General features: G+C 69.0%; 22 protein-coding genes. 15 read left to right on the forward strand and 7 right to left on the reverse strand.

Features of this window, described 5'->3' with window-relative positions:
* Positions 1-117 precede the first annotated feature (117 nt).
* From tsaA to BLU84_RS00310, 6 genes are all read left to right on the forward strand, one after another.
* On the forward strand, positions 118-648 hold the full coding sequence (gene tsaA / locus BLU84_RS00285; protein ID WP_074861608.1) for a tRNA (N6-threonylcarbamoyladenosine(37)-N6)-methyltransferase TrmO: 531 nt from the start codon (positions 118-120) through the stop codon (positions 646-648).
* 241 nt (positions 649-889) lie between these two features.
* Positions 890-1,396: an SRPBCC domain-containing protein gene (locus BLU84_RS00290; protein ID WP_083382205.1), complete on the forward strand. Its 507-nt coding sequence runs from the start codon at positions 890-892 to the stop codon at positions 1,394-1,396.
* Positions 1,397-1,584: 188 nt separating this feature from the next.
* Entirely contained in the window at positions 1,585-2,577 is a 993-nt protein-coding gene (locus BLU84_RS00295; RefSeq protein ID WP_074863188.1) for an ABC transporter ATP-binding protein, read from the forward strand.
* Positions 2,574-3,335, forward strand: coding sequence for an ABC transporter permease (locus BLU84_RS00300; protein WP_074861609.1), 762 nt, complete (start codon positions 2,574-2,576; stop codon positions 3,333-3,335). Before BLU84_RS00295 ends, BLU84_RS00300 begins: the two co-directional genes overlap by 4 nt.
* 343 nt (positions 3,336-3,678) lie before the next feature.
* Positions 3,679-5,049: an amino acid permease gene (locus BLU84_RS00305; RefSeq protein WP_074861610.1), complete on the forward strand. Its 1,371-nt coding sequence runs from the start codon at positions 3,679-3,681 to the stop codon at positions 5,047-5,049.
* A 946-nt stretch (positions 5,050-5,995) separates the two neighbouring features.
* Positions 5,996-6,481 carry a tetratricopeptide repeat protein gene (locus BLU84_RS00310; RefSeq protein ID WP_074861611.1) on the forward strand — a complete coding sequence of 162 codons (486 nt, stop codon included), beginning with the start codon at positions 5,996-5,998 and terminating at the stop codon, positions 6,479-6,481.
* Positions 6,482-6,487: 6 nt separating this feature from the next.
* Here the strand turns inward: BLU84_RS00310 and BLU84_RS00315 are convergent, their stop codons facing one another.
* Positions 6,488-6,964, reverse strand: coding sequence for a DUF2165 family protein (locus BLU84_RS00315; RefSeq protein ID WP_074861612.1), 477 nt, complete (start codon positions 6,962-6,964; stop codon positions 6,488-6,490).
* Between the two features lie 234 nt (positions 6,965-7,198).
* Entirely contained in the window at positions 7,199-7,453 is a 255-nt protein-coding gene (locus BLU84_RS00320; RefSeq protein ID WP_074861613.1) for a DUF3297 family protein, read from the reverse strand.
* A 165-nt stretch (positions 7,454-7,618) separates the two neighbouring features.
* Between BLU84_RS00320 and BLU84_RS00325 the strand changes: the two genes are divergently transcribed.
* The 3 genes from BLU84_RS00325 (at position 7,619) to BLU84_RS00335 (ending at position 11,492) form a co-directional block, all read left to right on the forward strand.
* On the forward strand, positions 7,619-8,305 hold the full coding sequence (locus BLU84_RS00325) for an SIMPL domain-containing protein (protein ID WP_074861614.1): 687 nt from the start codon (positions 7,619-7,621) through the stop codon (positions 8,303-8,305).
* 124 nt (positions 8,306-8,429) lie between these two features.
* Positions 8,430-9,596: a lactonase family protein gene (locus BLU84_RS00330; protein WP_074861615.1), complete on the forward strand. Its 1,167-nt coding sequence runs from the start codon at positions 8,430-8,432 to the stop codon at positions 9,594-9,596.
* 867 nt (positions 9,597-10,463) lie between these two features.
* Complete coding sequence (locus BLU84_RS00335) at positions 10,464-11,492, forward strand: aldo/keto reductase (RefSeq protein ID WP_074861616.1); 1,029 nt, start codon at positions 10,464-10,466, stop codon at positions 11,490-11,492.
* Between the two features lie 304 nt (positions 11,493-11,796).
* Here BLU84_RS00335 and BLU84_RS00340 read toward each other — a convergent pair whose 3' ends face one another.
* Complete coding sequence (locus BLU84_RS00340) at positions 11,797-13,920, reverse strand: hypothetical protein (protein ID WP_074861617.1); 2,124 nt, start codon at positions 13,918-13,920, stop codon at positions 11,797-11,799.
* Between the two features lie 220 nt (positions 13,921-14,140).
* The gene (locus BLU84_RS26995; protein ID WP_170849062.1) at positions 14,141-14,278 is read right to left on the reverse strand and encodes a hypothetical protein; all 138 of its coding nucleotides are present in this window, start codon (positions 14,276-14,278) and stop codon (positions 14,141-14,143) included.
* Between BLU84_RS26995 and BLU84_RS00345 the strand changes: the two genes are divergently transcribed.
* The 6 genes from BLU84_RS00345 to BLU84_RS00370 all read left to right on the forward strand — a co-directional run bounded on the left by BLU84_RS00345 (position 14,277) and on the right by BLU84_RS00370 (position 21,945).
* Positions 14,277-16,208 (forward strand): N-acetylmuramoyl-L-alanine amidase, encoded by a 1,932-nt coding sequence (locus BLU84_RS00345; protein ID WP_074861618.1) that lies wholly within the window; start codon positions 14,277-14,279, stop codon positions 16,206-16,208. The two genes, BLU84_RS26995 and BLU84_RS00345, sit on opposite strands and share 2 nt — an antisense overlap.
* Positions 16,209-16,365: 157 nt before the next feature.
* Complete coding sequence (locus BLU84_RS00350; protein WP_074861619.1) at positions 16,366-18,516, forward strand: SpoIID/LytB domain-containing protein; 2,151 nt, start codon at positions 16,366-16,368, stop codon at positions 18,514-18,516.
* Positions 18,517-18,565: 49 nt separating this feature from the next.
* Complete coding sequence (locus BLU84_RS00355; RefSeq protein ID WP_211664490.1) at positions 18,566-19,342, forward strand: M23 family metallopeptidase; 777 nt, start codon at positions 18,566-18,568, stop codon at positions 19,340-19,342.
* Positions 19,343-19,631: 289 nt separating this feature from the next.
* Positions 19,632-20,549 carry a hypothetical protein gene (locus BLU84_RS00360; RefSeq protein ID WP_074861620.1) on the forward strand — a complete coding sequence of 306 codons (918 nt, stop codon included), beginning with the start codon at positions 19,632-19,634 and terminating at the stop codon, positions 20,547-20,549.
* 433 nt (positions 20,550-20,982) lie between these two features.
* Complete coding sequence (locus BLU84_RS00365) at positions 20,983-21,192, forward strand: cold-shock protein (protein ID WP_074861621.1); 210 nt, start codon at positions 20,983-20,985, stop codon at positions 21,190-21,192.
* A 204-nt stretch (positions 21,193-21,396) separates the two neighbouring features.
* Positions 21,397-21,945 (forward strand): DUF6630 family protein, encoded by a 549-nt coding sequence (locus BLU84_RS00370; protein ID WP_074861622.1) that lies wholly within the window; start codon positions 21,397-21,399, stop codon positions 21,943-21,945.
* Between the two features lie 205 nt (positions 21,946-22,150).
* Here the strand turns inward: BLU84_RS00370 and BLU84_RS00375 are convergent, their stop codons facing one another.
* The 3 genes from BLU84_RS00375 to BLU84_RS25990 form a co-directional block, all read right to left on the reverse strand.
* Entirely contained in the window at positions 22,151-23,161 is a 1,011-nt protein-coding gene (locus tag BLU84_RS00375; RefSeq protein WP_083382209.1) for a glycosyltransferase, read from the reverse strand.
* Complete coding sequence (locus BLU84_RS00380) at positions 23,158-24,483, reverse strand: condensation domain-containing protein (protein WP_074861623.1); 1,326 nt, start codon at positions 24,481-24,483, stop codon at positions 23,158-23,160. The genes BLU84_RS00375 and BLU84_RS00380 overlap by 4 nt, the downstream gene beginning before the upstream one ends.
* Positions 24,484-24,581: 98 nt before the next feature.
* A complete protein-coding gene (locus tag BLU84_RS25990; protein ID WP_139174501.1) occupies positions 24,582-26,186 on the reverse strand; it encodes an N-acetylmuramoyl-L-alanine amidase in 1,605 nt (534 codons plus the stop codon).
* Between the last annotated feature and the right edge of the window lie 150 nt (positions 26,187-26,336).

Here is a 26,336-nt window from a genome sequence, read left to right on the forward strand (position 1 = left end):
GCAGGCCGATGCAGTGACAAAACGCATGCGGGTTCAGGCTTCGCGGCGCAGTTTCCCCCAGCGCCGGGCCGCGTGGGACCATAACCCGTCCGTTACCCGGCCCCGTCGCCCATCCGCATGCATCCCGAGTTCGTCTGCCGCCCCATCGCCTACCTGCGCTCGCCCTACGCCCAGCGCATCGACGCGCCGCACCAGTCGACGGTGGTGGCGGGGACCGAAAGCGGCGCGGTGGTGGACGCTCGGCTGGAGTTCGTCGCCGAGCTGCCGCCGCAGGCCTACGCCGACCTGGCCGGGTTCGAGCGGATCTGGCTGATCTTCGCTTTTCATCGCAGCCAGGGCTGGAACGCGCAGGTGAAACCGCCGCGCGGCGGGCCCAAGCGCGGGGTGCTGGCCACGCGCTCGCCGCACCGGCCCAATCCGCTGGGGCTGTCGGCGGTGGAACTGGTGGCGGTGGAGGACGGCGCGCTGGTGCTGCGCGGGGTCGACCTGCTCGACGGCACGCCGGTGCTCGACATCAAGCCGTACGTGCCCTATGCCGACGCCTTCGTCGGCGCGCGCGCCGGTTGGATCGATCAGATCGACGCCGCCCAGGGCCGCCATTCCGCGCCCGGCCCGAAGCGGCCGCGGCGGCCGCCGGGGCCGGGTTGAGGGCGCTTGGCGCGGCTGCCGCGGGCGCGTCTCAGCCCGTGGGACGCGGATCGGCATGCTGTCCGGCGCTGCCTTGACGGGGCGTGGCCCCGGCGCTAGTTTCCCAACCGGTTAACTACCACAGCTCCACATAAGATCGATCCAACTCTTTCGGTCCGTGCCGCCCGGCTTCGGTTCCTTCCCGGCTTCCAGCAAGCGCGGGAGGCCGCGGCGCGGCGTTTCCTCGCTCAGGAGTTCCGACATGACGTCCGACGGTTCCAGCACGCTCGCGGTGGCGCCCGCGCGCACGACCCACCGTATCGAAGAGCGCAGCATCGTTCTGCAACGCATCATCCACGCCCCGCGCGACCTGGTGTTCCTGGCCTGGACCGACCCGGTGCACATCGCCCGCTGGTGGGGCCCGCACGGTTTCCGCAGCGTGGTGCGGCAGATGGACGTGCGCGTGGGCGGACAGTTCCGCATCTGCATGGTCGGCCCCGACGGTGCCGAGTATCCGATCAAGGGGCTGTACCGGCAGATCGTGGAACCGCAGCGGCTGGTCTACACCGACGACTGGGACGACGAGCGCGCGCCGCAACCCTCGGAAGTGACCGTCGACTTCGCCGACGTGGGCCCGGAAGAAACGTTGCTGACCGTAGCGATCGTGTTCCCCGGCCGCGGCGAGCGCGAACACGCGCAGGCGCAGGGCCTGGTGCCGGGCTGGAGCGATTCGTTCGAACGCGTGGACGCGTACCTGGCCGAGCGCTGAGGCGCGCGCCGCCCGCGCCTGGGTGTGGGCGGCGGCGTTGCATGTGCGCGCACGGTCTGTTTTGCGCGGGGTTGCGCGCGCCGGCGGCATTCGCGCGCTGCCGCCGTTACCATCGCAGCGACCCGCCGTTCCGGCGTTTCGCCACAGCCACCGCCGCGCGCGCCGCGCGCGGCCTTCGCGGAGCCGCCATGCCGCCACAATCGTCCGCAACCCCCGCGCCGGCCGTCCGCGCCGGCGACGCCATCGTTTCCATCCAGGGCCTCACCAAGACCTACGCCGGCGGTTTCCAGGCGCTCAAGCGCATCGACCTGGACATCCGCCGCGGCGAAATCTTCGCCCTGCTCGGGCCCAACGGCGCGGGCAAGACCACCCTGATCAGCATCGTCTGCGGCATCGTCAATCCCGGCGAAGGCCGGGTGCTGGCCGACGGCCACGACATCGTGCGCGACTACCGCGCCGCGCGCGCGGCGATCGGGCTGGTGCCGCAGGAGCTGCACACCGACGCGTTCGAAACCGTGTGGGACACGGTGCGCTTCAGCCGCGGCCTGTTCGGCAAGCCGCCCAACCCCGCTTACCTGGAAACGCTGTTGCGCGAGCTGGCGCTGTGGGACAAGCGCGGCGAGAAGATCATGGCCCTGTCAGGCGGCATGAAGCGGCGCGTGCTGATCGCCAAGGCGCTGTCGCACGAGCCGCGCATCCTGTTCCTCGACGAGCCCACCGCCGGCGTCGACGTGGAACTGCGCCGCGAGATGTGGGCGATGGTGTCGCGCCTGCGCGAGAACGGCACGACCATCATCCTGACCACGCACTACATCGAGGAAGCCGAGGAAATGGCCGACCGGGTCGGGGTGATCAGCAAGGGCGAGATCGTGCTGGTCGAGGAGACCCGCGCGCTGATGCGCAAGCTCGGCAAGAAACAGCTGACCTTGCAACTGCAGGCGCCGCTGGCCGCGCTGCCGCCCGGGCTGGCCGGCGACGCGCTGACCCTGTCGGCCGACGGCAACGAACTGGTCTACACCTTCGACGCGCAAGCCGAGGACACCGGCATCGCCGCCTTGCTCAAGCGGCTGGCCGAGCACGGGATCGAGTTCAAGGACCTGCGCACCGCGCAGAGCTCGCTGGAAGAGATCTTCGTCGAACTGGTCAAGCAGCCGCGCGCGGCGCAGGAGGCGCGGGCATGAACGTGCATGCGATCAAGGCGATCTATTTCTTCGAGATGCACCGCACCTTCCGCACCCTGATGCAGTCCATCGCCACGCCGGTGCTGTCGACCTCGTTGTACTTCATCGTGTTCGGCTCGGCGATCGGTTCGCGCATGGTCGAGATCGGCGGGATCAGCTACGCGGCCTTCATCGTGCCGGGCCTGATCATGATGTCGCTGCTGACCGAGAGCATCTCCAACGCCTCCTTCGGCATCTACCTGCCCAAATGGTCGGGCACGATCTACGAACTGCTGTCGGCGCCGGTGTCGTTCATCGAGGCGATCTGCGGCTACGTCGGCGCGGCGGCGACCAAGTCGGTGATCCTGGGCACGCTGATGCTCATCACCGCGCGCTGCTTCGTCGATTTCGAGATCGTGCATCCGGTGTGGATGGTCGTGTTCCTGGTCCTGACCGCGGTCACCTTCAGCCTGTTCGGCTTCATCATCGGGGTGTGGGCGGACGGGTTCGAGAAGCTGCAGATGATTCCGATGATGATCGTGATGCCGCTGACCTTCCTCGGCGGCAGCTTCTACTCCATCGACATGCTGCCGCCGTTCTGGCGCTCGGTGTCGCTGTTCAACCCGGTGGTGTACCTGGTCAACGGCTTTCGCTGGAGCTTCTACGGCAAGTCGGATGTGGACATCGGGCTGAGTGTGGGGATGACGGCGGGGTTCATGGTGCTGTGCCTGGTGGTGGTGTGGTGGATCTTCCGGACCGGGTACAAGCTCAAGAGCTGAGGCGCCGAGGAACTGTTCCCTCTCCCGCTGGCGGGAGAGGGCTAGGGTGAGGGGATGAGCGCCGCAGGCGCGAATTTCGCTGTTGACGGATACCGCGCGCCCTCACCCCAACCCGCACCTCGGCCCGAACGCAGAGCGTTCGGGCGTTCGGCGCTGCGCGAGCCGATGGCTCGCAAGCGCAGCCCCTCACCCCACAAGCGGGAGAGGGGCTTCAAAGCCTAGTGTTCGATACCTGCAAACCCTGCCGTATACCGAGCCCCCGGAGTATGCTGCGCCGGTCCCGGCCCGGCCGCGCTGAGCGCAGTGCGGTCGTCGCGCCGGACCGCAGCCGGAGTTCCCGCGGATGCCCAACGACCACCAGCAACTCCACCGCGGCCTCAGCGAGCGCCACATCCGCTTGATGGCGCTGGGCGCCGCGATCGGCGTCGGCCTGTTCCTCGGCTCGGCCAACGCGATCAAGCTCGCCGGTCCGGGCATCCTGCTGGCCTACCTGCTCGGCGGCGGCGCGATCTTCATCATCATGCGCGCGCTCGGCGAGATGGCGGTGCACAACCCGGTCGCCGGTTCCTTCAGCCGCTACGCACGCGATTATCTGGGCCCGCTGTCGGGCTACCTCACCGGCTGGAACTACTGGTTCCTGTGGCTGGTGACCTGCGTGGCCGAGATCACCGCGGTCGGCGTGTACATGCAGGTCTGGTTCCCCGGCTCGCCGCAATGGGCGTGGGCGCTGGCGGCGCTGGTGGCGATGGGCTCGGTCAACCTGATCACGGTCAAGGCCTACGGCGAGTTCGAATTCTGGTTCGCGATGATCAAGGTGGTGACCATCGTCGCGATGATCCTCGGCGGCCTGGCGATGATCGTGTTCGGCCTGGGCAACGGCGGCGTGGCCATCGGCATCTCCAACCTGTGGGCGCACGGCGGCTTCTTCCCCAACGGCGCGCAGGGCGTGCTGATGTCGCTGCAGATGGTGATGTTCGCCTACCTGGGCGTGGAGATGATCGGCCTGACCGCGGGCGAGGCGACCAATCCGGCCAAGTCGATTCCCGACGCGATCAACTCGGTGTTCTGGCGCATCGTGATCTTCTACGTCGGCGCGCTGTTCGTGATCCTGTCGCTGTACCCGTGGAACGAGCTGGGCACCACCGGCAGCCCGTTCGTGCAGACCTTCGAGCGCCTGGGCATCCGCGAGGCCGCCGGCATCATCAACTTCGTGGTCCTGACTGCGGCGCTGTCCTCGTGCAACGGCGGCATCTTCAGCACCGGGCGCATGCTCTACAACCTGGCCCAGCAGAAGCAGGCGCCGGCGCTGTTCGCCCACACCTCGCCCGGCGGCGTGCCGCGCGCGGCGATCCTGGTGTCGGTGGCGGCGCTGCTGATCGGCGTGGCGCTGAACTACCTGGCCCCGGCCAAGGTGTTCGTGTGGGTGACCTCGATCGCCACCTTCGGCGCGATCTGGACCTGGGGCGTGATCCTGGTGGCGCACATGAAGTTCCGCGCGCGCCTGAGCGCGGCCGAGCGCGATGCGCTGGCGTTCAAGGCGCCGATGTATCCGGTGGGTTCGTGGATCGCGCTGGCGTTCCTGGTGTTGGTGATCGGGTTGATGGCCTACTTCCCCGACACTCGCATGGCCTTGATCGTCGGCCCGGCGTTCCTGGTCCTGCTGACGGTGCTGTTCTATGCGCTGGGGTTCCAGCGGCGCGAAGCGACGGCTTGAGCGCGGCTCAGCGACAAGGCAAGACGCAAACGGCGCGGACCAAGGTCCGCGCCGTTTTTCGTTGCACGGCTGGTTTGCACAAACGCTTTTGCCGTTGCCCTTGCTTTTCGCTCCCCCCGCCTCCCCGAACTCGCCACAGGCAATCAGAGACCCGAAGGGCGGCGCGCAGGACGCGCGCCGTGCGCCACCCAGGCCATGGATGGCCTGTGTGGCGCATCCCCGCGAAAGCACCGAACCCTAGTGGCTCTTGATCCGAAAACAAGGAAAGCGCCTTTCTTTGGTTACTTTCTTTGGCAAGACAAAGAAAGTGACCCGGCCGCTTGCGGACGGAAGCTTTGGATTGCCGCTTGTCCTCACTCGTCATCCGAGTCACGACGAAAGCCCCCGCGGAACGCTCGCTGTAGGAGCGACGCAAGTCGCGACCGCGCCAACCCACCTACGACAAACTTCGCCTAAGTTCGTTGGTTGCGCCTGACGACAAGCGCAAGATCAACAGCTTCCGTCCGCAAGCGGCCGGGTCACTTTCTTTGTCCAAAGCAACAAAGAAAGTAACCAAAGAAAGTGCTTTTTCCTGTTTCGAATCAAGAGCCACTATCGTTCGGAGCTTGCGCAGGGATGCGCCACCCAGGCCATCCATGGCCTGGGTGGCGCACGGCGCGCGTCCTGCGCGCCGCCCTTCGGGTCTCTGATTGCCTGTGGCGAGTTCGGGGCGGCGGGGGGAGCTAAGGCAACGGCAACAGCAACGGTAAGCGCGGCCTTCTCGCCGCTTGGGGCGGAGCCATGCGGAGTCGGAACGGCATCGCCAGGGCCGGCCTTCGCCTCGTTATGACGCAAGTCGTTTTTCCCCACCCGCCGCCACGGCACAATGACCGCCCCGAATCCGCAACCGCGCGCAGGGGAGCGCGCGGTCGGATCCCCGATGCACTCCCGCCGCCTTTCCCGTCGTATGTCCGAACCCAGTCCCGACCTGCCCGCGCTGCTCAAGCGCGCCCACGCCGCCATCGCCGATGCGCGCGATGTCGAAGCCGTGCGCCTGCTGCAGCAGGTGCTCGAATGCGATCCGGGCAACCTGCACGCGCAGTATCTGCTGGCGATCCAGCACGCCCAGCTCGGGCTGTACGAGCGCGCCGAAGAGCGCCTGCGCGCGGTGCTGGCACGGGTGCCGCAGTTCGTGGTGGCGCGGTTCCAGTTGGCCCAGTTGCTGCTGATGCGCGAAACCGCCGGCGACGCGCGCGAGTGGCTGCAGCCGGTGCTGGACGCGCCGGCGCCACTGGGCGATTACGCCCGCGCCTTGCACGCGGCCGCCGGCGGCGACACCGCGGGCGCGTGCGCGCTGATCGAATCGGCCCAGCGCCTGCCGCAGCCAGTGCCGGAGCTGGCCGCCGACATGCGCCGCCTGCTCGGCCGCTGGCGCGCCGACGCCGCGGCCTGAGCCGCGTCAGCCGCGCAGGTTCACCACCAGCATCGCCGCCGCGGCCACGCCGATCAGGACGAAGTGCAGCAGCTGCACGTTGTCCTGGCGGATGTAGTAAGCGAACCAGCTGCCGCCGATCAGCATCAGGAAACAGGTGGCCATGAACGCGGCCAGGGCCAGGTTCGCCCACGCCGCCGGCTCGGTCGCCAGCCCGGCGAAGCCGGCCGCGGCGGCCCACAGCAGCAAGGCGCTGACGATTTCGGCGGCGAGCACTACGGCCAGCACCGCGCGGTGCCAGAACGCGGATTCGACCTTGCGCGCCAGCAGCGGCGTCTGGATCGTCGGCGCCTGCTGCAGCGGCGCCATGCGCATGATCTGGCCGAGCGCGAACGCGCCGTTGCCGAACGCGATCAGGTTGTTGAGCGCGACCAGGCTGAGCCAGCCGGCCAGGCCGGCGAGCAGGACGATCTTGAACACGGCGAGGCTGAGGGCGAGGGACATGGCGGGCTCCTGGAGATCGAACGTCCCGCGACGGTGCGGGCGTGTGTCTTGGGTTCGACGATCCAGGCGCGCGGTTTTGGACATCGCGCGGCGAAACCTTGGCGCGGCCGTCCGCAGGCCGCAAACGCAGCGGGAGAGGCCCGGGCCCCGACGCTCGCGCTGCCGGCCATCGCGGCCGCAACTGAAACGCCGGGGCCCGGGCCCCTCCCGCGGGATTACGCTCGCCGCAAGGGCTTACTCGGCTTCGGGCGCCGCGGTCAGGTAATAGGCCTCGACCGTGCCCTTGTGCTTCATCGTCATCGGATTGCCGCGGCGGTCGAGCGCCTTGCCTACCGGCAGACGCACCCAGCCCTCGCTGATGCAGTATTCCTCGACGTTGCTGCGCTCCACGCCGTTGAAGCGGATGCCGATGCCGCGTTCGAGCACGGACGGGGCGTAGAACGGGCTGCGCGGATCGTTGGAGAGGCGGTCGGGCGGGGTATCGGTCATGGTGGCGCTCGTGCGGTGAGGATTGCGCGCCGGCGCGGACGCGGCCGGCGCGGCGCCTAGGATACGCGCGCGCGCCGGCACGGCCCAGCCCGCGCCGCGGCGGCGGCTTCGGCGGCGCGGGCCGGGCGGCCTAGAATGGGCGCCTCGTCCATGAGGGCAGGGCCCATGAACACGGCGGCGGCCTGGATTCTGGCGTTGGGGCTGGCGCTGCCGGCCGCGGCGGCGCAGAGCGCGGACAGCGGCGGACGCTTCCGTGTCGCCGGTTTCGGCCGTGTGGCCTGGCAGCCGGACTTGTACGAACTGGCCTTCGCCGCGGTCGGCGACGGCGCCGACGCCAAGATCGCGCGCGAGCGTTTCGAACCGGCGCTGGCGGCGGTGCAGCGCGTCGTCGACGCGCATGCCGGCGCGCTCAGCGAGCGCTCGCAGGACGCGCCGCGCCTGCATTCGCGCGGCAGCGAGCAGGCGCCGGCGTGGCGCTATTCCAGCCGCTTCGTCGTGCGCGTGCGCGGCGACGCCGAACTGGCGCGGATGCAACAGGAACTGGCCGAGGCCGGCGTCGCCGAATTCGAGCTGCGGCCGTTGTCGCAACGCCTGCCCGAGTACACCGAACAGGCGCAACGGCTGGCGCTGCAGGACGCGCAACGCCGCGCCCGCGCGACCGCGCAGGAACTGGGCTGGCGCCTGCGCGGCGCGCGCGCGGTGAAGTTCCTCGACGAACGCCCGTGGTGGCTGCCGCAGGCGCCGACCGCGCGCCAGTACGGCGCGCGCGCCTACGACTACGCGGCCGAGGCGCCGGCGCAAAGCGGCGAGGTCACCGCGCAGGCGGAGGTCGAGTTCGAGTACTCGCCGTAAACGCGACGCAGCGCGCGGTGGCTGCGCGCGATTGCGGCATCGGCGCACGGAACGCCAAACCCGGTGCTTGGTCGATCGCCGCGATTGAGGCAGCATCGGTCCTTCGCGCCTACCGGAGCCGTCGATGTCCCTGCGTTCCGCCCTGCTTGCCTGGAGCCTGATCATGAGCGCCGCCGCCGCGCACGCCGCCGAACCGACCGAACTGCTGGTGGGCTGCTACACCGGCGCGCAGTGCAAAGGCATCGGCCGCTACCGTTTCGACCCGGCCGCCGGCCGGATCGATCCGCACGCGTTGGAAACCATCACCACCGACAACCCGTCGTGGCTGACCTTCTCGGCCGACGGCGCGCACCTGTTCGCGGTCAACGAGAACGGCCCGGCCTCGCCCGATCCGGTCGGCCGCGCCAGCAGCTTCGCGCTCGGCCGCGGCGCGAAGCACAGCCGGCAGTTGTCGCAGGCCAACACGCTCGGCGACGATCCCGCCCATGCCTTGGCGAGCCTGGACGGGCGCTATCTGTTCGTGTCGAACTATTCCGGCGCGCAAAGCCCCGGCGGCAGCCTGTCGGTGTTGCCGGTCGGCGCCGACGGCCGCCTCGGCGCGACGGTGCAGGTACTCGGCCATCGCGCCAGCCAGGCCGACCGCGAACGCCAGCTCGGCCCGCACGTGCATGCCGCGGCGCAATCGCCCGACGGCCGCTACGTGTTCGCCGCCGACCTGGGCGCCGACAAGGTCTATGCCTATCGCTACGATCCCGCGCGCAGCGCCGAGCGGCCGTTGCAGGCCGCAGCGACGCCGTGGTTGGAACTGCCGGCCGGCAGCGGGCCGCGCCATCTGCTGTTCGCCGCCGACGGGCGCCACGCGTATCTGACCTTGGAGATGAGCGGCGAGATCGTCGTGCTCGATCACGACGAGGGCCGGCTGACCGCGACGCAGACCTTGGCGCTGGATCCGGGCCGCCGCGACGGCAACGCCGCTGCCGCGCTGCACCTTTCCGCCGACGGACGTTTTCTGTACGTCAGCAATCGCGGCGAAGACAACCATATCGCCGCATTCGCGGTCGACCCCGGCGACGGTCGCCTGCGCCCGCTGCAACGCCGCGCCAGCGAAGGCCGCGGCCCGCGCGAGTTCGCGCTGGCGCCGGACGGACGTTTCGTAGTGGTGGCCAATCAGCACAGCGGAAACCTGGTGGTGATCGCGCGCGACCCGGCCAGCGGCGAGCTCGGCGAAACGGTGCAGACCTTGCCGATGGTGTCGCCGTCGGATGTGAAGTTCGTACCGGCGCGGCGGTAGCGGCGATAGCAGCGGTAGCGACGGTCTGGCGGTGTGGCGTTTGCAGCGCTGAGCCTCACCGTAGCGTTTTCGAAGTCGGTTTCGCTGCGACTCTCCCAGATCGTCATCCCCGCGAAGGCGGGGATCCAGAGACTTCAGAGCCATGCCTCGGTGAAGCCTTGGATGTTCGGCTTCGCCGAAGTACAGCGGAGCCCGCGTTCGCGGGAATGACGGTAGGCGGGATTCGCCGCGTCTCTCTCAGATCGTCATCCCCGCGCAGGCGGGGATCCAGAGACTTCGGAGCCATGCCTCGGTGAAGCCCTGGATTCCCGCGTTCGCGGGAATGACGGTAGGCGGGATTCGCCGCGTCTCTCTCAGATCGTCATCCCCGCGAAGGCGGGGATCCAGAGACTTCAGAGCCATGCCTCGGTGAAGCCTTGGATGTTCGGCTTCGCCGAAGTACAGCGGAGCCCGCGTTCGCGGGAATGACGGTAGGCGGGATTCGCCGCGTCTCTCTCAGATCGTCATCCCCGCGAAGGCGGGGATCCAGAGACTTCAGAGTCATGTCGCGATGGAGCCCTGGATTCCCGCATCCGCGGGAATGACGGTAGGTGGGTTTCGCAGCGTCTCTTTCCAGCCGTCATCCCCGCGAAGGCGGGGATCCAGAGACTTCAGAGTCATGCCTCGGTGAAGCCCTGGATGTTCGGTTTCGCCGAAGCACAGCGGAGCCCGCATCCGCGGAAATGACGATAGGCGGGTTTCGCCACGTCGATAACCGCCACACCCCAGCTTCCACCCCACCCAGCAACGCATCATCCCGCCCGCGCGGTTGAGCCGAGGCCGGCGATGGCGTGCAATGGCCGCCTCCCCCTCAATCAGGAGTGCGGCATGGAACACCGTTATCTCGGCCGCTCCGGCCTGCGCGTGCCGGTGCTGAGCTTCGGCACCGGCACCTTCGGCGGCCAGGGCGATTTCTTCAAGGCCTGGGGCCAGACCGATGTGGCCGAAGCGCGGCGCTTGCTCGATGTCGCGCTGGACGCCGGCGTCAACCTGTTCGACAGCGCCGACATCTATTCGCACGGCGCGGCCGAGTCGATCCTCGGCGAAGCGCTCAAGGGCCGCGCGCGCGACAGCTATCTGATCTCGACCAAGGCCACCTTCCGTTTCGGCGACGGCGAGAACGAAGTCGGTTCCTCGCGCCAGCATCTGCTGCGCAGCGTCGACGCCTCGCTCAAGCGTCTGGGCACCGACTACATCGACCTGTTCCAACTGCACGGCTTCGACGCGCGCACGCCGATCGAAGAAACCCTGTCGACCCTCGACGACCTGGTCCGCGCCGGCAAGCTGCGCTATCTGGGCGTGTCGAATTTCTCCGGCTGGCATCTGATGAAGTCGCTGGCGCTGGCCGAGCGCTACGGCTGGAGCCGCTACGTCGCCCATCAGGCCTATTACTCGCTGATCGGCCGCGACTACGAATGGGAGCTGATGCCGCTGGGCCTGGACCAGGGCGTCGGCGCGGTGGTGTGGAGCCCGCTGGGCTGGGGCCGGCTGACCGGCAAGATCCGCCGCGGCCAGCCGCTGCCGGAGACCAGCCGCCTGCACGTCACCGCCGACAAGGGGCCGCCGGTGGATGGGGAATATCTGTATCGCGTGGTCGACGCGCTCGACGAGATCGCCGCCGAAACCGGCAAGACCGTGCCGCAGATCGCGTTGAACTGGCTGCTGCAACGGCCGACGGTGGCGACCGTGGTGATCGGCGCGCGCAACGAGGAGCAACTCAAGCAGAACCTCGGCGCGGTCGGCTGGAATCTGAGCGCGGAACAAGTGGCCAAGCTCGACGCAGCCAGCGCGCGCGACAAGGCCTATCCGTACTGGCACCAGAGCGGATTCGCCGAGCGCAATCCTTCGCCGGTCTAAGCTGCGACCAAACTGCGCGATCTACCTGTAGGAGCGGCGCAAGCCGCGACCGCGGGGCGTCCGCTCGCAGCGCAAGTTTCGGCGCAGTTCGATTGTCGCGGTCGCGGCTCGCGCCGCTCCTACAGCGAGCTACGGTGACTGTGCGATGCGAACCGGTGCAACCACTGGACCACGTTCGCGCTGCAAGGTTCGCCGTAGTTGCGTTATCGCGGTCGCGACTCGCGTCGCTCCTACAGGGGCTTCGGCGAAAACGAAAACGCCCGGCTTGCACCGGGCGTTTTCGTTGGAGAGCGTGCGACGAACCTCAGCCCGCGTCCTTCATCTTGAACGTCCCGGGCAGCGCGGTGTTGCGCTGGTCGCCCCACATCATCATCGACACGAAATCCTCGCAGCCGGCCTGGCCGCTGCGCGAGATCGCGGCGAACACTTCGTCCGGGGTCTTGGCGATGGCGATCTGCTCGGTCACATCGTTGGGGAACGGCGTCACCCGGCCCGAATCGAGGTCGCGCAGGCGCTCGCCGCCGTGCTCGTCGCCGCCGAGATTGCCCACGCTCTCGCGGGCGCGGTCGCGCAGGGACAGCAACTGCGAATCGGTGAATTCGAACTGCAGGTGCTGGTCGCCGTCGAACTTCTTGTTGAGCTGGTCGGGGTGGAACGACGAGTTGAAGTAGGACGCGGCGACGTCGCTGGTGTTGGGCAGCACCAGGGTCCACTGGGTGGAGTCCTTGACCGGCTTGCCGTCGGCGCCGACCTGGAACTGCACGTCGGTGGTCTGGCCCATCGACTGATAGCTGTTGGTCTGGTCGACCGTGCCGTCCTGCCAGACGTTGCGGGTGATGGTCAGCTGGCTGCTGTTGCCGATGCCCAGCGAGATCGGGCCGGCGTCGATGCCCAGGCGCGCGGCGTGTTCGGCGTTGAAGACTTCGGTGGTGCCCGAGCGCTGCACGCCCGGCGGATTCCAGTCGGGTACCTTGCCGCCGCTGATGAAGGTCTGGTACGCGTCGCGGCCTTCCTGCGTGGACAGATCGATGCGCGCGGTCTGCAGCGAACGGTTCTCGGAACTGGTCTCCACGCTCAGGCCGACCGACAGCGTGCCGACCTTGCCCAGGCCGAACATGGTCGCGTTCTCCACCGTCTGCATCGGGCCGGCGTAGACCTCGACCACCGAACCTTCCATCTTGCGCACGCCGAAGCCGGCGCCGTCGAGTTCGGTGTGGGTGCCGCCGATGCCGGCGATGAACTTGTAGTTGAGGGCGAAGTCCGAGCCGGTGAGGTTCTGCCCGCGCATCAGCACCGAGGTGCCTTCGGGCATCGCCAGCGGATCCAGCGGGCTCGGCATCGCGCTCATGTCGCCCTTGTCGAGCTTGGCGCCCTGCTGCGGCGTCACCGTCGCCTCATAGCTCAGGCGGGTGCCTTCGAACTCGGTGTAGTGGCCCGACACCGGCAGGCCCTTGACCGCGTTCTTGAGCAGCGGCGAGCTTTCGATCATGTGCTTGGTTTCGTCGGACACCGCGCCCAGGCGCACGCCCCACTTGTACAGCCGGTTGAGCGGCGTCTTGCCCACGTCCACGCCGGCCTCGCCCTGCACCTGCACCGAGGCCTTGAACTGCTGGTTCTGCTGGAAATCCACGCCGGTCTGCACGTCCGACAGTTCGACCTTGCCTTCCACGGTGACCTGCGCCTCGGCGCGCACCGGAATCATCGACGGCGTGCTGGCGCCGATCACCGGGGTGGAATAGCTCACCGACATGCCGGGATTGATCGCATAGGACAGCACGTCGTTGGGCATCGTGCCGAGCAGCTCGTAGCCGGCGGCGATCTGTTCCGGGCTCGGGTTGTCGGGCAGCTTCACGCCCAGCGTGTCCAGCGCGGTGCGCACGCTGTCGAGCTTGAGGTTGGACACCGCGCTGGCGCCGACCGGCGCGTCCTGATTAGTGAGGTAGGCCGGCACTTCGCTGGGCTTGTCGGTGGCCTCGCCGACGATGCGTTGCAGTTCCTTCACGTAAGGATTGCTGTCGAACGCGTCGCGCGACTGCTGGTATTCGTAGTTGGCGGTGGCGCCGTTGAGGCCGCTGTTGCGGTACTCCTCGAGCTTGGGCTCCATCCGGTCCAGCGCCGCCTGCGCCTCAGTGCGGCGGGTGGTGTTGAACTCGGTCACGCGCGGGCCGTAGATCGAATCGTAGACCTGCGAAGGCATGCTCGAAGACAGGTCGCTGTTCTTCGGCAGCGGCAGCGCATGGATCGCGCGCACCGCCTCTTCGGGCGTCTTGGCCTCCTTCGGCGGGGGCGGCGGAGGCGGGGGCGGCGGCGGAGGCGGCGGTTCCGGCGCGGGTGCGGCCTGGGTCTTGGCCGCGTCCAGGATGGCCTGCCGGTCTTCCGGCGGCAGGTTGCGCAGCATCTGGTAATTGACGCCGTCGATTCCGCTCATGACTGATCCTTGATCGAAGATCGGGCGCCCCGAAGCGCCCAGGCGGTCACGATAAGAATCGGCGTTCAGTCGGGTAACTGGGGCCAACCCTATACGGGATCGGACGCCGGGCAGGGCGCGGCGGAACCGGCCGCTCGCGCCGCTCCCGGCGGCCCGATTCCCCATCGCCAATGACGCGCCGCACCCAAGCGCCGTCGCAGCGCGCCGCGGACTCGCCGCATCACCCATTCCCGAAGTGATAAGCGTCGCGGAACGCGACATCCGCGGCGCAAACCGCGGCGGCCAGCACTTGCGCGACAAACAAATGCAGTACAAGGGCGGCGCGGGAATTTTTAATTCTCTCGGGGATAAACAACATGAACGAATATTCCGTGAGCGGGCCTGCGCGCCGCTCGGCGCCGTCGCGCGCTTCGTGGTTGCTGTTGCCGTTCGCACTGATCGCCGCCTGCGCCGTCGTCGCGCCCGCGGCGCACGCCGCCGACGCGGCGCAAAACCCAGATCCGGCCCTGGCGCAACGCCTGCGCCTGGAGGAATCGCTGACGCGGATCGATCGCCAGCTCTACACGCTGTACTTCCAGCAGGCGTATGCGCGTTACCCGTCGATTCCGCGCGGCACCCTGGAAGCGATGGCCTTCGTCGCCACGCGCTGGCAGAACCTGCAGCCGCCGCGCGCCAGCGATGCGCATCAGCACATGCCGCGCGCTTACGGCGTCATGGGCCTGTACCACGGCGAGGGTTTCGCCGATCAGGTCGGCGACGGCGCGCGCCTGCTCGGCGTGCCGGCGCAGCGCGTGCAGCGCGAGCCGGCGCTCAACATCCTCGCCGCGGCCGCATTGCTCGACCGCGAGCTGCGCGCCGACGGCGTCGACGCTCGCTCGCCGCTGGAAGCCAGCCGCGCAGCGCTGGAGCGCTACGCCGGCTTCGCGCCCGGTGCGGCCAAGAGCGCGCTGCAGTCGCACGCGCGCGCCAGCTTCGCCTTCGACGTGCTGTCGGCGCAGGACAAGGGCGTGAACGACCGCGGCATCGTCGTGCCCGAGCGCGCGGTGCGCTGGGAGCGCGCGTTCGACGCGCCGGCGTTGCTACGCCTGCGCGCGCCGTTCGTGCGCCTGGACGCGGCCGCCGACACGGTCGAAGCCTTCGGCGCCGACGGCGGCTGGCGCATCGATCCGCGCGAGGAAACCCTGCGCGCCCCGGCCGGCTCGCGCGCCGAAGCGGCCGCGGCGGCGGAGAAGAGCACCGACTACGGCCCGGCGCTGTGGGTGGCCTCGCCCTACCACTCCGACCGCACCTCGTACGACTCGGTGACGATCCACACCATGGAGGGCTACTACGCCGGCAGCATCTCCTGGTTCCAGAACAATCCCTACAGCGTCAGCGCTCACTACCTGATCCGCAGCTCCGACGGCCAGATCACCCAGATGGTGCGCGAGAACCGCGCGGCCCATCACGTCGGCGTGCACAACAAGACCACGCTGGGCATCGAGCACGAAGGCTTCATCGCCAATTCGAGCTGGTACACCGCGGCGATGTACAACGCCTCGGCCGCGCTGACCCGGCACTTCTGCGCGACTTACAGCGCGATCAATTGCGCCAGCGCGTTCAAGGGCCCGGGCGGCACCGGCATCAACGTGCTGCCGGCCAGCGTCAAGGTCAAAGGCCACCAGCACTACAGCAGCCAGACCCACACCGACCCGGGCCAGTACTGGGATTGGGCGCGCTATTACGGCCTGCTCAACCCGGGCACGCCCGGCGGCGGCAGCGTGATCGACAGCTTCGAGAGCACGGTCGGCCATTTCGACAGCTCGCCGGCGTATTCGGGCAGCACCACCGGCATCTCCGCGGCTTCCGTGGCCGAGCGCAACTGCGCCACGCGCAAGAACGGCGAGTGCTCGCTGCGGGTGCTGCTCAAGGACGATGCCGCCAGTTCCAGCGCGTGGGCGGTGCGCTTGTTGTCCGGCGGCGGCAACCCCGGCAGCAACGCAGCGCTGACCCGCGCCGGCGGCAAGGTCGGGTTCTGGGTCTACACCGGCGCCAGCGGCATGAGCGCGGCGATCGGCGTCGACGACAGCGACGGCACCGAGCGCTCGGTGGCGCGCGCGATTCCGGCCAATACCTGGACTTACCTGGAATGGCGCCTGGACGACGACGCGCAATGGGACGCCTGGGTCGGCGGCGCCAACGGCGCGATCACCGCCGCCACGGTCAAGCTCGATGCGGTGTGGTTCTACCGTGAGCAGACCTCGTTCGACGTCAATCTGTACCTGGACGATGTGCAAGTGAAGAACTGAGCGTCCGGCGCGCAGGCCGCCATCCCGCAACGGCCTGCGCGTCGGCGTTCTTTGCCGACATGCTTCGAACCCGCCGATCGCCGCTCTTGTGGGAGGGCCTTCAGGCCCGACGCCTTCCGCTCCGCCGAGGCCGACCCTCCCTCACCGGAGAACGCGCATGACCGCACCGCCGCCTTCCGCTCCGCGTCCGCCGCGCCGCACGCCCACCTGGCTGGCGCCGTTGGCGCTGCTGCTCGCCGCCGCCGTGTTCGCCCAATGGCTGCGCGAATACGCCGCCGCCGACACCCGCGCCGCATCCGCTTCGCCGCCGTCGCGCGCCGCGGTCGCGGCCGGCCCGGCCGAACGCCTGCTGCGCATCCGCGTGCGCGACAGCGTCGACGGCCATGCGCTCGACGCCCGCCTCAGCGCAGTTCCGCTGGACGCTTCAGCGCGAGTGCGCGCGCTCGCCGCCGACCCGACCCTGCGTGGCGCCAGCAACGCCGTGCTCGCCGCAGGCGACTACGAACTGCGCATCGGCGCCGACGGCCACCGCAATATCAGCACGCGCCTGCGCATCGACGCCGCGCCGCTGTTGCCGATGACCGTGTGGCTGCCGCCGACCGCGTCGTCCGACGCGCTCGACCGCCTCGCGCTGAAGGCCGCGGCCTGCGCACGCTGCGCCGTGTTCGCCGGCCGCGTGTTCGATGCCGCCAGCGGCCGGCCGCTGGCCGGCGCGACGGTGCGCGACAGCCAGCGCGGCCGCGCGACCACCGATGCCGATGGCCGTTTCGAACTGCAGACGCGGCTGCCCGCCGCGCGCGCCGCCGGCGACGATGCGCTGCCGGCCACGATCGACCTGCGCATCGAAGCGCCCGGCTACCGCGGCCGCGAACTCGCCGGCCTGCCGCTGCTCAACGATGCGCGCGCGCTGATCGTCGATCTCGAACCCGGGCACGGTCTGACTCGCAGCGACCGTCGTCACGTGCAGCAACGCGCGCGGCAGCGCGAAGACCAGCAACGGCCGATGTCCGCTGCCGACGCCATGCAGGCGCAGGCCGATGCGCGCGCGGCCGCCGGCGCTGGCTTTGACCCCGCGCGACCGGACACGGTGGCGCGGGCCGCGGCGCTGGCCGCGCGCTCGGCCGATGTGGCGGTGCCGGCCAGCATCCGCGTCGGCACCAACTGCTCCGGGCGCTCGTGCAGTTCGGTCTCGGTGTACGCGTTCGAGGACTACGTCGGCCGCGGGCTCGACGAGGAATGGATTCCCTCGTGGAATCCGCAATCGCTTGCCGCCGGCGCGGTCGCCTACCGCAGCTACGCCGCCTATTACGTCGCCCATCCGGTCAACAGCCGCTACGACATCTGCGCCAGCACCTCGTGCCAGGCCTTCGACGGCGACAGCGTCGCGGCCACGGTCGCCGCGGCTGCGGCCACGCGCGGCGTGGTCCTGACCCGCGACGGCGCCAGCGCCGCCTTCAGCGAATACTCGTCGGAGAACAACGCCTGGGACGACCCTGGCGACGGCCTGTCCTGCGTCAACACCGACCTGAGCTGCGGCAACGGCCGCAACGGCTCGCCGCGCAATGGCTGGCCGTGCCTGTCCGACGAAGTGGGGCGCGGGCGCGGCTGCTTCGGCCACGGCCGCGGCATGAGCCAATGGGGCAGCCAGCGCTGGGCTGCGAACAACGGCCGCGACTGGCGCTGGATCGCCAACCACTACTACAACGGCAACAACGCGCCCGGCGGCCAGCGCAACGCCTACCTGGCCAACGACGGCGCCGGCCCCGGCCCGGGCGCGGTGGTGTTCGAGGACTTCGAAACCGGCGTCGGCCGCTTCGATAGCGCGCCGACCTACTCGGGCAGCACCGTCGGCGTCTCGGCCGCATCGCTGGCGCAGCGCGACTGCGCCACCCGCCGCAACGGCGCGTGTTCGCTGCGGGTGTTGCTGAAAGACGATCCCAACGTCGCCACCGCGTGGGCGGTGCGCCTGCTGTCCGGCGGCGGCACGCCGGCGAACAACGTCGAACTGCTGCGCGCCGGCGGCAAGGTCGGCTTCTGGATCTACACCGGCGGCACCGGCCTGCGCGCCTCGCTGAGCATCGACGACAGCGACGGCACTGAACGCGGCATCGAGCGCGCGATACCCGCCAACCAATGGACTTACCTGGAATGGACGCTCGACGACCCGGCGCAGTGGAACGCCTGGGCCGGCGCCAGCAACGGCCAGATCGACGCCGCCGGCGTGCGCCTGGACGCGGTCTGGCTGCTGCGCGAGCAGACCAGCTTCGACGTCAACCTCTACCTCGACGATGTGCAGATCGTGCATTGACCTTGTCTCCCCAGCCGCGCATCCGCGCCCCAACCTTGGAGTCACGCCCGTGATCGAACCCGGCAATCGTTTCCGCAACCGCAGCGCGTTGGCGCTGTTGGTCTTCGCCTCGCTGTTCGGCACCGCCGCCCAGGCCGCGCCGACCTTCCAGATGCCGTTCCCGTGCGGACAGGTCTGGGAAGGCCAGACCCGCACCAACCACAACCCGCAGAACTCGGTCGACTTCAACCGCGCCAACGACGAAGGCGACACCGTCGTCGCCGCCGCGGCCGGCACCGTCAGCGTGGTGCGCAACCTCGGCGACACCAGCTACGGCAAGTATGTGGTGATCGACCACGGCGGCGGCTGGAGCACGCTGTACGCGCACCTCAACAGCTACTCGGTCTCGGTCGGGCAGAACGTAGCGATCGGAAAGTCCATCGGCACCGTCGGCAGCACCGGCGGCTCCACCGGCCCGCACCTGCATTTCGAAGAACGCCTCAACGGCTCGGCGCAGAAGATCAAGTTCAACGGCGCGCAGATCACCTACTGGGGCAGCGCCAGCTACACCAGCCGCAATTCCTGCGGCGGCGGGGGCGGCGCGTCGGGCACGGTCGGCACCAACGGCACGCCGTTGAACGTGCGCTCCGGCCCGGGCACCTCGTACTCGGTGGTCGACAGCCTCGCCAACGGCGCCAAGGTGACGATCCAGTGCCAGACCACCGGCACCTCGGTCACCGGCACCTACGGCACCAGCAACATCTGGAACCGGATCGGCAGCGGCCGCTTCATTCCCGACGCCTACACCTACACCGGCTCCGACGGCCGGGTCGCGCCGGATTGCTGAGCGGCGCCAGGCGACGCCCGCTTCGTGCGAAGCGGGCGTTCGCGGCGATGCCCAAGCGCGGCTCGCTGCGACCGATGCGTCGTTCCAGTGCAGGTCGAAACTGCCCGGCACAACCGTCGCTGCGTCGTTGCGAGGCAAACCGAAACCAAACGACGCGACCATCGATCCGTCATTCCGGCGAAAGCCGGAATCCATATTGATCCTGCTTGCGGCGACCGCTCCGTCTTTGTCGACGCGCGCCACCTCCCAGCCGCTATCCTGCCCGCATGCGACCACTCACCCGCTCCGCATGAACCTCAAGCAGGCCCTGCCGATCGCCGTGGTCTCGGCGTTGATCGGCGCGCTGGCCGGCGGCGCCTTCGTTGCCCGGCGCGAGCGCGCCGAGCCCGCGCCTGCGCCGATAACCGCGCAGGCCGCGGCGCCCGTGCGCCACAACGATCAGGCCGAACCCGCGTCGCCCTATCCCCAATACCTTTCCCTCGGCGGCGCCGCACCGGTGAGCTTCGAAGCCCTGCGCAAACGCGCGCAACGCGATCCGGCGTTCCTGCAAGACCTGCTGCGCCGCTACGGCCAGGAAACCGCCGCGGACGCGCGCGGCGAACTGCTGGCGTTGCTGCACGCGGTCGGCGGCGAGGAGGTGCTGCGCTACGCGCTGTCGCGCGCGGCCAGCACCCGCGCCGAGGACGAGCGCATCGGCCTCGACCTGCTCGGCGGCTACTCGCTGCAGCGCGCCGAAGTGCGCGAAGCCTTGCTGGCCAAGCTGCGCGCCGGCGGCGAACCGCAGCGCGAGGCCGAACTGATCCGCCGGCTCACCCCGGCGACGATGCCCGAGGAAGACGCCGCGCCGGTGATCGAGCGGCTCGCCGCGCTCGCCGGCGACAGCGATGCGGAAGTGCGCGGCGATGCGGTGGCGCAACTGGCGCAGTGGGCCGAGCCGGCGCAAGCCGAGGACGCGCTGCACCGCGCCCTGCTCGATCCCGCCGCGAGCGTGCGCAGCAAGGCGATCGTCGCGGTATCGGGGGCGGCCGCGCGCAGCGAGCGGCTCAAGGACGCGCTGCTGGCTATCGCCGCCGACCCCGCCAGCAACGCCGCCGACCGCGGCGCCGCGGCGATGGCCTTGCAGGACTTCCGCCTCAACCGCGCCGAGTACGCGATCTGGCAGCGCGCCCAGGCCCGGGCCGACGCCGAGAGCGGCGAGGGCGGCTGAGCCGCCGGTTTCGCGCCATCCGCGCGCGAATGGGCGCGGATCGCAGCTCCGGCGTGATCGAAGGCCGGTTCAGTTGAGTTGGGTCGATGCGTCCGTGGCTGAACGGGTTGGCATCCGGGTGCTAGCGTTAAAAGCCATCAAAATCAATCGGCTAGTGAGCCCGTTGCAGGCGCCGATGGGCCTCTGGAGCCGGTCCGGACCCGGTCGGGCGGGGCGCGGGGATGAATTTCGCTGTCGGGACCAATTGATTTTCCCCGCGGACGCCACTACGGTGTGCGTGCTGAGTTAGTCAAGGGTCACCGTAGGTCGTGACCCGATGCCGTAGATCGTCGATTCACAGATCCACTCCATCGTTCCACGCTTCCTCCTTGCGACCAGCTCCAACGCCGCGAAAGCGGTACTTACAACGTTATGTTTCAAGGAGTTAGCAAAAATGGCTGATCGTGAGAACGGCACCGTCAAGTGGTTCAACGACGCTAAGGGCTTCGGCTTCATCTCCCGCGAGAGCGGCGACGATGTGTTCGTGCACTTCCGCGCCATCCTCGGCAACGGCTTCAAGAGCCTCCAGGAAGGCCAGAAGGTCTCGTTCGTCGTGACCCAGGGCCAGAAGGGCCTGCAGGCCGACCAGGTCCAGCCGCTGTAATAGCGGTTGCCGCCTAGGCAAGTCTGCGGCGGACCCGTCCGCCAATGCATTAGAGAAGCCCGGCGCAAGCCGGGCTTTTCTTTTGTCCGCACCCAACCCGGCGCGCGCCTGCGCCGACGGCGCGCGTTGCCGCCGCCGTGCGTACTTTTCTTTGCGCCGCGCCGGCGCGACCATGATCGCCCCTCCCCGCGACGAGCGCGCGCCATGCTCCCCGACAACGAATCCGACTACGAAGACGACGGCTACGACTTCGCCGGCGGCGACGACGGCGAGGAGCTCGACGACGAGGCCCTGGTCTGGCAGTTGCTGCTGTTGATCAACCCCGGCGACGAAGACAGCGCGCTGCAGCAGTTCGCCCGCTACCGCGAAGCGCGCGAGGAAAACGGCGACGAGCGCGAACCGGCCGAGACCGTGCAGGAGGCCATCGACTGGACCTCGGGCTTCTACGTCGACTGGAAGGACACCGCCAGTTTCGTCGACGTGCTCGACCAACTCGCCGCGCGCTGGAACCTGCGCATCGAGTGGGGCGTGGAAGATCCTACCGACGACGAGTTCCTCGACCGGGTCGACGTGCCCGAGCTGATGTCGATCGCCTACGACCGGCTGCGCGAGCACGGCTACACGCTGTGGAACTACGACACCGGCGGCGACGCCTACGCCGGCTGGATCGCGCTGCGGCGCGACGATGAGAACATGAAGGCCGTCGCCACCGGCCTGGGCATCGATGTGCAGCCGGCCAACGAGGCGTTCTGAGTGCCGTAAGCACTGAGACAAGAGCGTCGGGCCTGAAGGCCCTCCCACAATCGCTGAAGGCACTTCCACAACAACGGAAGGCCTCCCTACAACTGAAGGAAGCCCTCTCAAAACCGCTGAAGGCCTTCCTGTAACAATCGGGGCCCGCCGGCTCTTGTGGGAGGGCCTTCAGGCCCGACGCTCTGCTCTCAGTCGCGGCGTTCTCTCAGTGCTTGCAGAACGCCGCCACCCGCGGATGCCGCTGCTCGAAGGTGCCGAGCTTGCCGAACAGGCCATCGAAGTAACCCACTGCGATCGCCACCACCTTGCGCAGCTTGTGCTGCTCGCACACCAGCACGCAGGCCACCTGGTGCAGGGTCAGCAGCTCGATCAGCCAATGGATCGACCAGCGCGAGGCGTTGGAGCGCAGCGCGTGCACGGCGTTGCGCGAGGCGTAGTAGCGGCGCCAGGCGACGTGGTTGCTGGTCGAGAAGATCCCGCGCTTGACGTACTGGCCGACCTGCTGGCGCAGCTCGACCTCGGTGTTGACCAGCACCGGCACGCCGTTGCGGGTCGCGCGCAGGCCGTATTCGATGTCGACGTACTCGATGAAGTAGTCCTCGCGGAACTCGCCGATGCGCGCGAACGCCGCGGCCGAGACCGCCGAGCCCGAGGAGATCACGAACAAGGTCGGCACCAGGCCTTCGCTGCGCTCGTCGATGCGCTCGGGCTTGGGCAGCCGCGCCTGCGGCGAAAACACCGGCAGGTAGCGGCCCAGGTTCACCTCGAACACTTTGGGGCCGACGATGAAGGCCTCGTTCTCGTCCTGCGCGCGCGCGCAGGCGCGCATCATGCCGGGGAAGAAATCCGTGCCGAGCTGCGAGTCCTGATCGAGCAGGAACACCACCCGGCGGCCGGCGTCGAACAAGGCGCGCGCGCCGACGTTGTAGGCGCCGGAGATGCCGCCGCGGTTGGCGTTGTGGCGCACCTCGATGCCGTGGGCGCGCAGCCGCGCGTGCATCGCCGCGTCAGCGCTGGGCGAGTTGTCGACCGCGATCAGGTGGCGACAGGCGGCGCGCACGCGTTCGAGGTGCTCGACGTGCTCGGGCTGCGGCTGCCACAGCACCACCACCGCGCCGAAGGCGTCGGGATCGGGTTGAGGATCGGGCGGCGCGGACGCAGCGAGGGCGCTCGCTGCGTCGCGATCGTCCGCCGCGGGCAAGCCGGCCTCGCTCATGCCGCTTCCCGCAGCGGCAGCGCCGCGGCCGGCGCGTGCGAGCGCTCGCGCAGCAGGCGCATGGCGATCTCGCGGATGCGCTCGACCTGTGCGCGCGACAGCGAAGCGGTGTCGCAGGTGAAGACGAAGTCCAGCTCGCCGGCGTAGCCCGAACTCAGGATCGCGGTGGTGCTGCGCCAGGGCAGGCGCGCGGTCGGGCTGTAGACGGTCTCCAGGCGGAAGCCCGGATAGTCCTGCGGGATGTCGATGCGGCCGATGTTGGAGATGGTGGTATCGAACTTGTCCAGGTCGGAACGGCGTTCGGCGACGAACTGGCCGAAGATCGAATGCATCATCTCCAGGCCGATGAAGTACTCGTGCACGTTGCGGCTGATCCGCTCGACCTTCTGGTTGAGCCGGCCTTTGAACACCCGCGCCTGTTCCCAGAACGCCGCGTCGTCGACGTTCTCCGGCGCGAGCTCGGTGTCGAGCGGGACGATGGTGCCCGGCGCCGCGGCGAACAATTGGTCGGGACGGATCAGGGTGAGGAATTTGCGGATGTCCACCGGCGAGAAGATCTTGCCGGTGGCTGCGGCGCCCTTGACCGTGCGGAAGGCCAGCGAGAACGCCACGCTCATCGCCGCGAACACGGTCACGCCCTCGGCCTTGGCGCGCGCGGCCAGCGCCGCGGTGTCCTCGCGCGAGAGCTTCCAGTGCAGGACGAAGAACTCGCCCTGCGGCACCGGCTTGCGCCTGCGCCGCAGGCTGAAGAACAAACGGAACGCCAGCGCCTTCCACGCCGCGCTGCGGCGCACGCGGCGGTCGCTCAACGCCTGCGCCGGCAGGATGTCCTCGAGCGCGTTGAAGCCGGTGTGCGTGCCGATGTCGAGCGCGGGGTCGGCGCACAGCGCGAGGATCTCGCGCAGCAGGGTCAGCATCGACATGCCGTCGCAGATCACGTGATGGCAGGCCAGCAGCAGTTCGCCGACCTCGCCCTGGGCGTCGCGGCCGCGCACCCAGGTCAGCCGCATCAGCGGCGCGCGGGTGGTATCGAAGCGGGTTTCGCGTTCGATGTGCGACTGGCGCTGCCATTCCTCGTCGTCGATGCGCTCAGTGATGCGCAGCGGGATCGGCTGCGGGGCGTCTTCGAGCACCATGGTCGGCGGATCGCCGTCCTCGACCGAGCAGCGCAGCATCGGGTGCTTGCGCTGGACCCGGTCGAGCGCGTCGCGCAGCCGCCGTTCGTCGAGCGCGCCGCGCACGCGCGCGGCCTGGACGATGGTGAAGGTGGAATCGCGATCGACGTACATGACGCGCTCGCACAGCATCATCTTGCGTTTCATCGGAGGGCTCGTGTGGGGAGGTGGAAGCGGTCTGGGGTGGGGCCCTCACCCCAACCCCTCTCCCGCAAACGGGAGAGGGGCCTTGGTTCGATCGGCGGTCAGCAGTCGGGAATCACCGCGCCGCTGTTGTCGCGGGCCTCGTCGTTGCCCCAGCGGCTGAGGTAATACGCCGAGACCCAGGCGCCGGCCGGGCCGACGTCGAGATCGGTCTTGAGCCAGTAGTGGTTGTAGGAATTGCCTACGCGCACTTCCTCGCCCCAGGCCTTGCAGTAGACGTAGTTGGTGCCCTGGTTCAAGGTGCCGACCGGGGTCAGCGTCGACGGCCACTTGTAGCCGGTCGCGTTGGCGAAGGTGTCGACCCAATACTTGCCGGGCGGATTCGGATTGCCGCCGCCGCCGTTGATCAGGTTGTAGTAGTTCGACCAGGGGAAGTACTTGCCGGGGTCGTAGCGGTTCTCGTTGCCCGAGAGCATGCCGTGACCCTTGACCCGCACGCTGTCGGGCACCAGGTGGAAGGTGTCGTAGCCCGGGCCCTTCCAGGCGCTGGCGCAGTTGACGCCGCGGCGCGCGCAGATGCTCTTGGTCAGCCGCGCCGAGGCGTTGACCATCGCCGCCGACCAGTTGCCGGCGTCGGCGGCGCGGCCGTCGTGCTCGATGCCGATGGTGTAGTAGTTATGGTTCTTCGCATGCCAGGCCTGATGGTATTCGCGCACCATCTGGGTGATCTGGCCGTCGGACTTGCGGATCAGGTAATGCGCCGAGACTTGCGCGCTGGGGTTCTGGAACCACGAGATCGAGCCCGCGTAAGAGCCTTCCATCGTGTGCATGATCACCGCGCTCGTCTGGTTGGAGGCGGTGCTGTAGTTGCTGGAACTGGCCGGGTTCCAAATCGCTTCGCCGAAATCGACTGCCTTGGCGCCGACGTCGGTGGCCGGCGCGGCGCTGCGCGCCAGTTCGCGGCTCAGCGCCGGATTCGCGCGCACGCTGTCGTCGGCGGCGTTCATCAGCAGCGCCGGCGCGCGCAGTTTCTGCAACTGGCCGGCGTCGAAGGCGCGTTCGAGTTCGAGCGGCTGCGCGGGAATCTTCACCCCTTGCGCGTCCACGCCTTGCTGCAGGGTCTGCATGACGCCGTAGGCGAAGCTCTGGCGCGCGTAGTCGGCGATGCCGCCGTTGCTGGCGCCGTAGCCGGCGTAGCGGGCCAGCACCGCAGCCATCGCCTCAGGTTGGGCCAGCGCGCGGCTGCGCTTGTCGGGTTGGCCGGCGGCGAGCGCGCGGTCGAGCAACGCGGCGGCGGCGAGGATGTTGCTTTCCGGATCGTCGATCACTTGCTGCGCGCTGCGCCCTATCAGGCGCGCGCCGTCGCCGACCATGTCGGCGAAGCCGCCGCCGTGATAGAGGCCCATGACGCCGTAGGAGCGCGGCATATGCAGGTCGCGCGGGTTCTGCGCTTCCGGGCGCACGTGGACCCAGTTGGTTTCGCTGTAGGCGATGGCTTCCAGCGCGCCGGCCGGAAGATTGGGATAGCGCGCGTAGGCGCGGCGGAAGTACTCGGGATAGGCCGCGCGCGCGACTTGCGCGGCGACCAGTGCGTTGCTGCGATCCAGTTCCAGGCGCAAGGCGGCGGCATCGGGCGCGGCGGCGGCGCCGAGCGAACCCAACAGCAAGGCGCCGCCGAGAGCTGCGGCGAGAGTGTGCGAATGCATCGGACGATCTCCTTCGGACGCGGCCGCAAGCGGCCGCGTATTGGCATGGCAAGCATGGATCCCGTAGGTTCATTGTCTTGACCGCGCACGCGCGTTACGTGATCGCTTGCCGGAAACGGCCGCGAGATGACAGATCGATCTGTGCCCGCG

The sequence above is a fragment of the Lysobacter enzymogenes genome, from assembly GCF_900106525.1.
GTDB classification, from domain to species: Bacteria; Pseudomonadota; Gammaproteobacteria; order Xanthomonadales; family Xanthomonadaceae; genus Lysobacter; species Lysobacter enzymogenes.